This is a genomic window from Tetragenococcus muriaticus DSM 15685 (assembly GCF_000423785.1).
Lineage (GTDB): Bacteria > Bacillota > Bacilli > Lactobacillales > Enterococcaceae > Tetragenococcus > Tetragenococcus muriaticus.
The window spans coordinates 1-10,742 of sequence record NZ_AUIQ01000062.1 but is presented as its reverse complement, the minus strand read 5'-3'; the positions used below and the strand labels follow the sequence as shown (position 1 = coordinate 10,742).

12 protein-coding genes are annotated in these 10,742 nt (G+C 35.5%); 2 read left to right on the top strand and 10 right to left on the bottom strand.

What is annotated here, in order from left to right:
- Positions 1-223 precede the first annotated feature (223 nt).
- The 8 genes from G577_RS0108815 to fabZ all read right to left on the bottom strand — a co-directional run bounded on the left by G577_RS0108815 (position 224) and on the right by fabZ (position 7,166).
- A complete protein-coding gene (locus tag G577_RS0108815; protein ID WP_028790890.1) occupies positions 224-631 on the bottom strand; it encodes a LapA family protein in 408 nt (135 codons plus the stop codon).
- Positions 632-670: 39 nt separating this feature from the next.
- Positions 671-1,459, bottom strand: coding sequence for an SDR family NAD(P)-dependent oxidoreductase (locus G577_RS0108810; RefSeq protein WP_028790889.1), 789 nt, complete (start codon positions 1,457-1,459; stop codon positions 671-673).
- A gap of 5 nt (positions 1,460-1,464) precedes the next feature.
- Positions 1,465-2,409, bottom strand: a complete 945-nt coding sequence (rnz, locus tag G577_RS0108805; protein ID WP_028790888.1) for a ribonuclease Z — start codon at positions 2,407-2,409, stop codon at positions 1,465-1,467.
- Positions 2,410-2,448: 39 nt separating this feature from the next.
- Entirely contained in the window at positions 2,449-3,000 is a 552-nt protein-coding gene (locus G577_RS0108800; protein ID WP_028790887.1) for a hypothetical protein, read from the bottom strand.
- Positions 3,001-3,050: 50 nt separating this feature from the next.
- Entirely contained in the window at positions 3,051-4,367 is a 1,317-nt protein-coding gene (gene obgE / locus G577_RS0108795) for a GTPase ObgE (RefSeq protein WP_038023100.1), read from the bottom strand.
- An 85-nt stretch (positions 4,368-4,452) separates the two neighbouring features.
- Positions 4,453-5,385: an alpha/beta hydrolase gene (locus G577_RS0108790; RefSeq protein ID WP_028790885.1), complete on the bottom strand. Its 933-nt coding sequence runs from the start codon at positions 5,383-5,385 to the stop codon at positions 4,453-4,455.
- A gap of 150 nt (positions 5,386-5,535) precedes the next feature.
- The gene (locus tag G577_RS0108785) at positions 5,536-6,627 is read right to left on the bottom strand and encodes a DUF871 domain-containing protein (protein WP_028790884.1); all 1,092 of its coding nucleotides are present in this window, start codon (positions 6,625-6,627) and stop codon (positions 5,536-5,538) included.
- A 101-nt stretch (positions 6,628-6,728) separates the two neighbouring features.
- Positions 6,729-7,166 (bottom strand): 3-hydroxyacyl-ACP dehydratase FabZ, encoded by a 438-nt coding sequence (fabZ, locus tag G577_RS0108780; protein ID WP_028790883.1) that lies wholly within the window; start codon positions 7,164-7,166, stop codon positions 6,729-6,731.
- 192 nt (positions 7,167-7,358) lie between these two features.
- Here fabZ and fabI point away from each other — a divergent pair, with 192 nt between their 5' ends.
- Positions 7,359-8,114, top strand: a complete 756-nt coding sequence (fabI, locus tag G577_RS0108775) for an enoyl-ACP reductase FabI (protein ID WP_028790882.1) — start codon at positions 7,359-7,361, stop codon at positions 8,112-8,114.
- An 84-nt stretch (positions 8,115-8,198) separates the two neighbouring features.
- Positions 8,199-9,122 carry a mechanosensitive ion channel family protein gene (locus tag G577_RS0108770; RefSeq protein ID WP_038026065.1) on the top strand — a complete coding sequence of 308 codons (924 nt, stop codon included), beginning with the start codon at positions 8,199-8,201 and terminating at the stop codon, positions 9,120-9,122.
- 113 nt (positions 9,123-9,235) lie between these two features.
- Here G577_RS0108770 and cbpB read toward each other — a convergent pair whose 3' ends face one another.
- On the bottom strand, positions 9,236-9,730 hold the full coding sequence (gene cbpB / locus G577_RS0108765) for a cyclic-di-AMP-binding protein CbpB (RefSeq protein WP_028790880.1): 495 nt from the start codon (positions 9,728-9,730) through the stop codon (positions 9,236-9,238).
- 184 nt (positions 9,731-9,914) lie between these two features.
- Entirely contained in the window at positions 9,915-10,427 is a 513-nt protein-coding gene (locus G577_RS0108760) for a metallophosphoesterase (RefSeq protein WP_028790879.1), read from the bottom strand.
- Between the last annotated feature and the right edge of the window lie 315 nt (positions 10,428-10,742).

Here is a 10,742-nt window from a genome sequence, read left to right as displayed (position 1 = left end):
AAAAAAATCATCATGGCTCTTTCTCTTGCTAAAAAATTTCTTTCCTTCTTCATTACTTCCACTAAATCTGTTACAATAGAATCCATAAGAAACCGCCTTTATTCATTAGTGCCTGTCAGCCCAATGAATAGAGTAACGGTTTCTTTTTTATTCGTCTAGAGGAAACCTCAATAAATTTTACACTTAGCATCACTTGACTAAAGAGGTCCTTCTTTGCTAGCTTTTACTCGCTTTTTGAATGTTCTTCTTCTGTGTTTTCTTCTTCTACTTGTTTTTCAGTTGATGTAGTTTGATGCTCATTATCTGTTTGTAAAGCAGCAAGTTTATTATTATATTCTCTTTCCAATTCTTCCCTTTTATCTGCAACTTTTTGATCGATAGATTGTTCAAGGTCACCTAATTGCTTTTTTAATCCTTTAATCTCTTTTCTTTGTTGCCAAATTGTACTTGTAGCCACTAATGCAATAACAATTGCTCCTAAAAATGCTGAACCAATGATGATAATGACAAGTGGAGCTGACAATTGAGAAAAGCCAAAATTAATAGGTACATCCATATTATTCATCACTGCAAATAATACAATCAACAAGGTTAAAACCAAGCCAAGAATAATTCGCCACTGGTTTTTCATATAAACACTCCTTAATTATTACGTCTTTTAGTATTCAAACTATTTTTGATTAAATATTCCACCAGCTAAAAAATCGCCCACTTTAGGAAATAGTTGATAAGCTCGAGCAGCGATCTCCATAATAACTGGCTGATTAATTTCACGCTTAGGATGAGTCATCTGTTTAACAATTTTATTTGCTAATTTGTTCGGATTTAATGAAAGAGCCCCTACTTGTGCTAAATAGTTTCCATTGGGATCTGCTTTATCAAAAAACTCTGTTTGAACAGGTCCTGGATTCACCGTAGTAACATTAATACCGAATGGTTTTAATTCCAAACGTAGCGCATTTGAAAAACCAAGCACAGCAAATTTAGTTGCAGAATATACACTCGATTTAGGTGTTGCCATTTTCCCAGCCATGGAAGCAACATTTATAATGTGTCCTTTCTTAGCTTCTAACATATCAATAGCTACTTTCTGTGTCAAAAGCATTAATCCTAAAACGTTTACTTCAAACATTTCTCGAACTTTTTCTTGTTCAAATGCCACAAAATCCTCATAATAACCAAAGCCAGCATTATTAACTAAATAATCGATAGAACCAACTTCTTTTTTGATTTTTTCATGAACTCGTTCAATACTTTGAGAGTCTGAAATATCCAGTTGAAAAGCATAAGCGTCATTTTGACTTAGTTCACTGCATTTTTCTTTGACTTGACCAATTAATTGGATACGTCTCGCACAAACAATAACAATAGCGCCTTTTTTAGCAGCTTCATAACAAATTTGTTCCCCTAATCCAGAGGAAGCTCCGGTAACTAAGATTGTTTTATTTTTTAAATTCATTGCTTTTAACTTTCCTCCTTTGTTTGAAATGGAATTTCCATCCAATAAAAATCCCTTGCTACAACAGTATGCGAAAAAACTTCTCGGGCTTCTTTTTCTAATTCAAATGCGTCTTTATTTAAATAACGAGCACTAATATGAGTTAAGATTAGCTGATCTACACCTGCTTTTTTAGCAATTGTTGCTGCTTGTTGTGTTGTCGAATGATAATAAGACTTAGCCAGCTTTTCTTCATGTTTATTAAATGTACTTTCATGGACTAAAACATTAGCACTTTTTGCTAAATCAATCGCATTTGACGTATAACGAGTATCTCCCAATATCGTCACAATACGTCCTTTTTTATCTTCACCAACAAAATCTTCTCCATTAATTATGCGTCCATCTGCTAAAGTAGTACTTTCTCCTTGCTTTAATTTACCATAAACAGGTCCTGGTTTGATCCCTAAAGTTTTTAATTTTTCTACTTGCAGTTCCCCTTTATGATCTTTTTCAGTCACCCTAAAGCCATAGCTTGCAATGCCATGGTCCAATTTTTTACAAGTCACAATAAATTGGTCATCTTCAAATAAAGTTTGTTCATCGTCAGATATTTCGATAAATTTTAACGGATAGTTTAAATGCGTTTTTGAAATTTTTAAGGAAGTACGGACAAAATCTTCTAAACCTTTAGGGCCGTAAAGTTCTAAAGGTTTATCTCCCGCTTGATTTGATCGACTCGTTATCAAACCTGGAAGACCAAACACATGATCACCATGCAGATGACTAATAAAAATTTTTTCAATTTTGCGTGGTTTAATCGTTGTATGCAAAATCTGCATCTGCGTACCTTCACCACAGTCAAATAGCCAAACAGCATTTCGTTCGGCTAAAAGACGTAACGCAATACTTGTTACATTACGATGTTTAGCTGGTAAACCGGCTCCTGTTCCTAAAAATTCCAGTTCCATAAATTACCTGTCTTTCTTTTTTTACTTTTTGTTCTTATTTTATCCTTTATGCTTTTCGTCCCAGTCTTTTTTTATCTTTTCTTTAGTTGTTTCTTCCACTTCCTGAGCTTTTCTAATTTCCTCTTGTACTTCTGCTAAATCAAAACGAGCAATTTCTCCTCCTAATTCCATCATGATCACGCGATTTAGCGGGCGATTATCTGTTTCATTTGCAATTAAAATTAACCCAGTTTCTCCCACATCAATTTTATCACCAACAAAATCAAAAATCGTTTGCGCTTGGCGAATTTCTTTACTGTCTCTAGAAGCTCCAATGACACTTCCACCAAACCAGCCTAAAAGTATACCCAAAGGGCCACCTAAAATACCAACAATCATCCCAATGAGCCCACCTTTTGAAGTTTGATTCGTTCCAGTAAAATCAATAAAATCTTCTACATTAAATTGATGTTGTTCATCATCTGAATGAGTAACAACAGCCATTTGTTCACTGCTAAGTTCTTGATTTTCTTGCATTTTTTTTATCATAGAAAACGCTTGGTAAGCTTTAGCGTTTTCCTCAAAGTTCATAATAATTACACGTTCGGTCATGGTCTTAAGCCTCCTTGGATAATAACGCTCCATCTTTTAGCTTCTGTCTTTTATTCCACAAATTCAAAAACAAAGTCTTTTATTCGAACCAGATCGCCATCTTTTGCCCCACGTTTTCGTAAAGTCTCATCAACACCCATTTTACGTAACTGACGAGTAAAACGACGAATCGATTCCTCATGATCAAAATTTGTCATTTCAAATTGTTTTTCTAAATTACTACCTGTTATTACCCAAGTAGCGTCTGGATCTCTCTCAATTGTAAAATCAGGTTCATTAGTTGTATAACTATATTGCACTGTGTCTTCTCCTGATGTCTCTTCCTCATAAATCGGAAACGTTGGCGCACTTTCTAATAAGTCAGCTGTAGCATTAACTAAAGCATCAACGCCTTGTTTCGTTATTCCAGAGATTGGGAAAATTGAGGGTAAGCCACTTTCTTCTTCCGTTTGTTCTTGAGCTAAATTTTGTTTAAATTGTTCCAAATTTTCGCTAGCATCAGGCATATCCATTTTATTGGCCACGATAATTTGTGGACGCTCTAGTAAACGAAGATCATAAGATGCTAATTCTTGATTAATCGCTTGATAATCCTCATAGGGATCCCGTCCTTCTACGCCACTCATATCAACCACATGCAAAAGAACTCTCGTACGTTCAATATGACGTAGAAATTGAATACCTAAACCAACACCGGAAGAGGCGCCTTCAATGAGTCCAGGTAAATCGGCTATTACAAAATTCGCTCCATTTGAGGCAGAAACCATCCCTAAATTAGGGGCCAAAGTAGTAAAATGATAGGCACCAATTTTAGGTTTAGCCGCAGAGACAATGGATAATAAAGTTGACTTTCCAACGGAAGGAAACCCGACCAGACCAACGTCTGCTAACACCCTTAATTCTAAATTGATTCTTCTTTCGTCTCCTGGTTCGCCATTTTCTGAAATCTCAGGAGCAGAATTTTTTGCACTAGCAAAGTGTATATTGCCGCGGCCGCCTCTTCCACCTTTTGCAACAGTAAGCGTTTGACCATTTTCTATTAAGTCACCAAGTAAAGCACCTGTTTCTTCATCACGTACAATTGTGCCTTGAGGAACCTTCACATAGAGGTCTTGTGCTCCTCGGCCGTGCATACTCTTGCTCATGCCATTTTCTCCTGGCGTAGCTTTAAAATGACGATTATAACGAAAATCCATTAACGTTTGTAACCCTTCATCAACGACGAATATGACATCGCCGCCACGGCCACCATCACCGCCAGCAGGTCCTCCATTGGGAACGTACTTTTCTCTTCGAAAAGCAACTGCACCGTTGCCACCATTGCCTGCTTTCACATCGATTGTTGTTTGATCGAAAAACATGGACATACTTGTGTCCTCCATTCTATATACTGAAACTATCTATCCTTAAACCTTTCTTATTGTACCTAGCATTTACCTGTTTGTCCATCATTTACTTATTTGTATGCTGTTGTAAAAAAGAATGGACTTTCTTTTGATAGAGGTCCGGATCTTGTTTGTAACTATCAGCATGTGCTGCATGGTCAACTTCCCACTTTTCCTTTGGCGCTTCTGTTGCTTGATAGACCTCTTCTAGCATGGAAAAGGGAACAAACTTATCTTCTTTCCCATGAATAAAAAACATGGGAAGGTGATTTTTAGCTAACTGTTTTGTTACATCAGCTTCTCCAAAGAAATATCCGGCACGTACTTTAGTCACTGCACTCGTTATAGAAATTAGCGGAAAAGCTGGAAGATCAAACTGATCTTTTAACTGATAAGACAGCTCTTCTTCAACAGACGCATAACCACAATCTTCTATAATAGAAACCACATTTGCAGGTAAGCTTTCCCCAGAAACCATCATCACAGTTGCCGCGCCCATACTAACGCCATACAAGGTGATTGTTTCATCATTTCCTTGTCTAGTTAAAACTTGATCGATCCATTGTAAGTAATCTTTTCGCTCATGCCAACCAAAACCAATATAATCGCCCTGGCTTTGACCATGGCCACGAGCATCAGGGACTAATACATTGTATCCCATATCATGATACATTTTAGCATATTCAGCCATTGATTCCGCTGTGTCCATATATCCATGAGCTAAAATTGCTGTTTTTCCATCCTGTTCTTCTGACGGTATAAAAATAGCCGATAATTTCAAACCATCCTCAGAGCGAATGTGCCAGCGATTGCGATTAGCATCATTTGTATACCAGTCCTCTACTTGTTTTTCTTCAGCAGTTTCCGGTGCTGTATCTGGACTTAAAAAATCTTTTTCAGAAGGTATTATAGCATACTCATAAAAATAGTTTCCGACATAAATCAAACCAGCAAAAATTAAAATTACTAGAACAAGACATAACCATTTTAAATATTTCATTCTTTTTCCTCATAACAATTAAATTTTCTCATTTAGTATACGAAAAAATAAAAATAAATAAAAATAATTTGCGTTTTTGTTTACTATATAAAAGTTATGTAAACAAAAACTAGAACGCAAGAGATAACGTTCTAGTGGATCTTCTTTATTTTATTTATTTTCTTTTAAACCAAAATTAGACCAAGGTTTTAAAAATTGAAGTAAAAATAATTCTTCTTCGGTAATATGGCCTACCACGTTTGTACGTCCGTCATTTTGCATTGACTGTAAAGCTATCTGTGTCTCCCCTTTATATTGATCATAACTAGCATTATCAATTAACACATCCCCCCGCTTTATATTTTGTGTATTATGAGCAGGGAATGGTTGATTCTTATAATAAACCCGTGTCAACGTCGAACGTAAAAGATATTCAGAGGCGTCCCCACGGTAACTATGTAAATGATTGAATAGACAAAGCCGTTCATCTTCTGTAATATCTTCGACAACATCTACATGTAAAATCGGATAAAGCGCATGAAAACTTTCTGACATAGCTTGCAATTCGGCTTCAGAAGCATAGGCATTTGCGATGGTGATATCATCAATCAAACCTGTTAAACGTAAATGTTTGACTTGCGTATCAATCGCTAGTTCACGATGGTCTTCTAACGTACACAACCCATCTTGAGTGGGCCAAGGGCCAAAAGTAGCAGTTTGTGAATTGACAAATGCCATCGTATTTAAATTGTAACGACGGAATTTTTCACAGCAATAGACAAAATGTTGATAGCCTAAACCCGTGTAACGATGAGGATAAAAATTATGTGAACCTAATAAATGATCAGTATCGGGGGAATAAGACATAATATTATCTACATAATTCGTCCCACCACTCATATTGATTTCAATTTTTAAACGATAGGGATTGCGTGTCATTTGTGCTTCTTCGGCTCCTGTAAAGCCTAAGTCTAATCGCAATCCATCTGCGCCTAACTCATAAAAAAAAGATAAGTCATTATATGAAATATCTAATTGTTCAAATAGACGAGGATTGATATCAACCATAACTTCCATATCAAGAGAATTAGCATAATCTATGACTTGCTTAAATTCAGCTAACACTTGATTCTTTTCCTTTTCTATTTGTAAGAGACTAGTAAAGACCCGTTTAAACCCATATTTATACGCCAAATCCAAATAAGCCTTGTCCTTGGCAAAAGTAGAACGTTCTGGATAGAGCGAAATCCCCATCTTTCCCATGAAATTCCTCCTTGTTTTTTCTTATTATAATAAAGCCGTAACATTTCTTATTGAAATATTACGGCCTTCCCATTCTTACTTTCTTTGTTTTTCCTTTTAGATTACTGGTCTCCGACAATAAAGGTAAATTCGCATTCAGCAGCTATTTTATCTTCAACAGTAGCCTTGGCTTCAGCAGTACCTACAGTTCCCTTTATTTTAGTAATTTCAAATGAAAGTTTTAAAGTATCTCCTGGTAACACCTTTTGTCGAAATTTAGCTTTATTGATGCCTCCAATATAAGCGGTTTTTCCTTGAAATTCATCTGATTTTAAAATGAGAATGGAACCAGCTTGTGCTAGAGTTTCTAAAATTAATGCTCCTGGCATAACGGGATTTTCAAGAAAATTCCCTTGAAAAAAATCTTCATTGATTGTTACATTTTTCGTTGCTATGATTTTTTTTCCTGATTCAATTGTGTCCACAAAATCAATATAAAGAATCGGATAACGGTTAGGAATAACTTCCTTTACTTCTTCTTCAGTTAAAAATTTTTCCATAATTTAAATCCTCTCAAAAAACAGAATACTTTGACTATCAAAGTAACACATTTTACCTTATTTAGCAATAAAAGAGTAAAATACGTAAATTTAGTTTGACAATCAAACAATTTTATCTAATAATAAGAAATCATGGAGCTTTTTCATGAACAATAAACGAAATCATTATTTATTAATTTAAGGAGTGGAATTATGGGTTTTCTAACCGGAAAAAAAATCGTCGTTATGGGCGTTGCCAATAAGCGAAGCATTGCTTGGGGATGCGCACAAGCAATCACTGAACAAGGAGGAGAGGTGATTTATACCTATCAGAATGATCGTATGAAAAAATCGTTAGAAAAAATGCTCAATGGAGACGAATTTTTAGTCGAATGTGATGTTTCTGATGATGATAGTATAAAAAATGCGTTTTCTCAAATTGAAAATTACGCCGGACAAATTGACGGCGTGGTTCATGCCATTGCTTTTGCTGATAAGAACGATCTACAAGGCGATGTTTCCGATATCTCACGTGAAGGTTTTTCCCTTGCCCAAGATATTAGTAGCTATTCATTGATCGCTGTTACCCATTATGCCAAGCCATTACTAAATGAAGGCAGCGGGATTGTAACTCTTACTTATTTTGGTTCTCAACGTTCCGTTCCAAATTATAACATGATGGGAATTGCCAAAGCTTCATTAGAAGCAGCTGTACGATATTTAGCTACAGAACTTGCTCAAGAACAAATTCATGTCAATGCCATTTCTGCCGGAGCGGTCAAAACATTAGCTGTTACTGGAGTGAAGGATTATCAAAAATTAATTCAATTATCACAAGACCGTACGGCCGATGAAGTAAGCGTAACTACTAATGAAATTGGAAATGTCTGTGCCTTTTTGATCAGTCCTTTAGCTAGTGGAATTATTGGTGAAACCGTCTTTGTCGATAAGGGTGTACACTTATCTTAAATTTTATTTACTCCCGTAATTTTTGATTTTCTTTTTATAAAAAGCTTGTTATAATAGTTAAGCATTATTTTGGGAGGGAATATTATGTCTTTAATTATAGGAGCGCAAAAAATCTTAGCTTCTACAGCAAGTTCAACAAGTTCAGAAATTACTGAACCTACCACAGAACAATTAAATGCTTTTCAACGCTGGTGGAGTAGCATTAATTGGACCGAATTAACGGGGACGGTTATTTCAAAAATTCTAGCTGTACTTGCTTTAACTATCTTGTTTGCTATATTAATACGCTTAGCAGACTATTTTATTGATCGCGGTTTCCGCATGAATAAAAAAAAGAAGCAGAACGAAATACGTGTAAAAACAATAAAAACGTTGTCCAAAAACGTGGCTCGCTATACTCTTGGTTTCTTTTACATTTATTCGTTACTTTCCTCTTTGGGCGTTCCTGTAGGTTCTCTTCTAGCTGGTGCCGGTATTGCTGGTTTAGCAATTGGTCTTGGAGCCCAAGGATTTATGAATGATGTCATTAATGGATTCTTCATTATTATTGAACAACAATTCAATGTGGGCGACTATATTCTTTTAACAGATATAGCGCTTGATGGAACTGTTATTTCGGTTGGTTTAAGAACGCTGCAATTACAATCGTTTGATGGAACCGTTCATTTTATCCCTAATCGTAATATTACGACAATAAGTAATATGTCACGCTTTGATATGCGTGTTTTAGTGGAAGTCCGTGTTAAGCCTTCTGAAGGGATCGAAGGAATTCAGCAAGCAATCGAGCGGGCTAACCAGCAAATAGTTGATGAATACTCTGAATATATTCAAACTCCTCCTGCTATCTTTGGGGTTGTGGATTTAGGAAATAGTAACTTTGCTGTTCGAACGATAATGTATGTCACAAATGGACAACAGTATCAATTACATGAAGAATTACTGAGTGCTTCAATTCAGGAACTAACAAAAGATGGATACACCATCCCTTCAACGCCTATTAATATTTAAAAATGAAGTTGAAGTAAAAGTAAAACCCCCGAACTATACAGAAGTTGTCGCAAGTAAGCAATCTTATCAAGTATAGTTCGGGGGTTTTCTCAAAAGGACTTCTTATCCCATTTTTAGGTATTTATCCCCTCTTTTATTTCGTCTGTTTTTGGAATAAATTCATATCTTTTTTCTGCTTCATGTACAAGATGATTCACAGATTTTAACACTTCTTTTCTCGTAACAATTCCTTTAAAAATATCATTTTCATCAACTACCGGCAAAAAAGAAACGCCTACTAATAAATGTAGAGCATCTTCTAAATCATTTTCGGGCTTCAATGAAGGAATTTTATCCTCCATTACATCTGCAACATTTAATCCATCAAGTACTTTAGAATTAAATCCATTCAAATCGACCATTTTATCTACAATATTAGCTAGACTAATCAGGCCAACTAGACGATCAGATGAATCTAAAACAGGAATCTTATTATATCCTACTTTAGATAAAACCAATAATGCATGTTCCGCCGGATGACTACACAATACAGTAGCTACATTTTCTGCAGCAATCAAGAAAGAATCTTGGTTTTCTAAAAGTATAGATTTGGTGTGTTTCCCAATCAACTTTCTACCTCCATTTCTAACAAAACTACAAGTTAATTATATCGTAAATTAGCCATAAAAAATATAAAAAGCGCTTTCTTTAAAATTTCATAACTACTATACTCTTTTTATTCACAAGTATGAATGATTTCCTATTTTTTGCATTAAAAACTCAAAAGCTTTTTCAAGCTTTTGAGTTTATTCTCTATTTGTTGAAAGTAAATGCAAGACTTTCAATAGGATCGAAGTTTCGATCATAATATTGTACTTGAAAAGAAGTTTCCGTACTTTCAATAATTGCATAAGTTTTTATCGGTATCGTTCCACGTGGTTGCAAAATACTTCCAGGGTTTAAAAACAAGCGCCCTTTATTTACCTCACAGCCCAGTTGGTGAGTATGACCAAATAAAGCAATAGTTGCCTTATCTTCTTGAGCTTGCATATCTAATTGCGTTAAGCCCATCTTCACTCCTGATAAATGTCCATGAGTTAAGTACACAACATCTTCACCTGTATCCACAACTTGAGACACTTCATAACGTGAGTCTGAATCAGTATTGCCTGTTACTACATAAACACCTTCCCATAATGGGTCATCACTTGCTAATTCAGAATCTCCACAATGAAAAATATAATCTACTTGTTCTTTATAACGATTAAATAAATCCACTAAAATTTGTCGATCTCCATGATTATCACTAACGACTAGGTATTTCATCCTAATCTCCTCCTCGTAAAATATATTTATAAGCATCATCTCTGATACAAACATTCTGGTTCTTTGAAAATAAAATAAATAACATTAATCAATAAAAGCTTTAAGCAACACAATGTTTCCCTTTTGTTAAAGCGAGCTTTGCTCGCCAAGGCAAGGAGCGGAGCTCCGCGCAGCTCGTGATTCTTGAACGAGCGGAGGGCGTTTGGGATCTTGTTTCGATATTGTGTGGTTCCTGAGATATAATAGTCAGTGGAAAGGATCCACATGGGATTGTGCTATTTCCTCCTGTAGTTCTGTCTACGCGTTTAAGCATGC

Coding starts and splice junctions, on each gene's coding strand:
- obgE (WP_038023100.1), bottom strand. CDS start 4,367: ATGTCCATGTTTTTCGATCAAACAACAATCGATGTGAAAGCAGGCAAT.
- G577_RS0108760 (WP_028790879.1), bottom strand. CDS start 10,427: ATGAAATACCTAGTCGTTAGTGATAATCATGGAGATCGACAAATTTTA.
- G577_RS0108770 (WP_038026065.1), top strand. CDS start 8,199: ATGTCTTTAATTATAGGAGCGCAAAAAATCTTAGCTTCTACAGCAAGT.
- fabI (WP_028790882.1), top strand. CDS start 7,359: ATGGGTTTTCTAACCGGAAAAAAAATCGTCGTTATGGGCGTTGCCAAT.
- G577_RS0108810 (WP_028790889.1), bottom strand. CDS start 1,459: ATGAATTTAAAAAATAAAACAATCTTAGTTACCGGAGCTTCCTCTGGA.
- G577_RS0108815 (WP_028790890.1), bottom strand. CDS start 631: ATGAAAAACCAGTGGCGAATTATTCTTGGCTTGGTTTTAACCTTGTTG.
- fabZ (WP_028790883.1), bottom strand. CDS start 7,166: ATGGAAAAATTTTTAACTGAAGAAGAAGTAAAGGAAGTTATTCCTAAC.
- G577_RS0108785 (WP_028790884.1), bottom strand. CDS start 6,627: ATGGGAAAGATGGGGATTTCGCTCTATCCAGAACGTTCTACTTTTGCC.
- G577_RS0108800 (WP_028790887.1), bottom strand. CDS start 3,000: ATGACCGAACGTGTAATTATTATGAACTTTGAGGAAAACGCTAAAGCT.
- G577_RS0108790 (WP_028790885.1), bottom strand. CDS start 5,385: ATGAAATATTTAAAATGGTTATGTCTTGTTCTAGTAATTTTAATTTTT.
- rnz (WP_028790888.1), bottom strand. CDS start 2,409: ATGGAACTGGAATTTTTAGGAACAGGAGCCGGTTTACCAGCTAAACAT.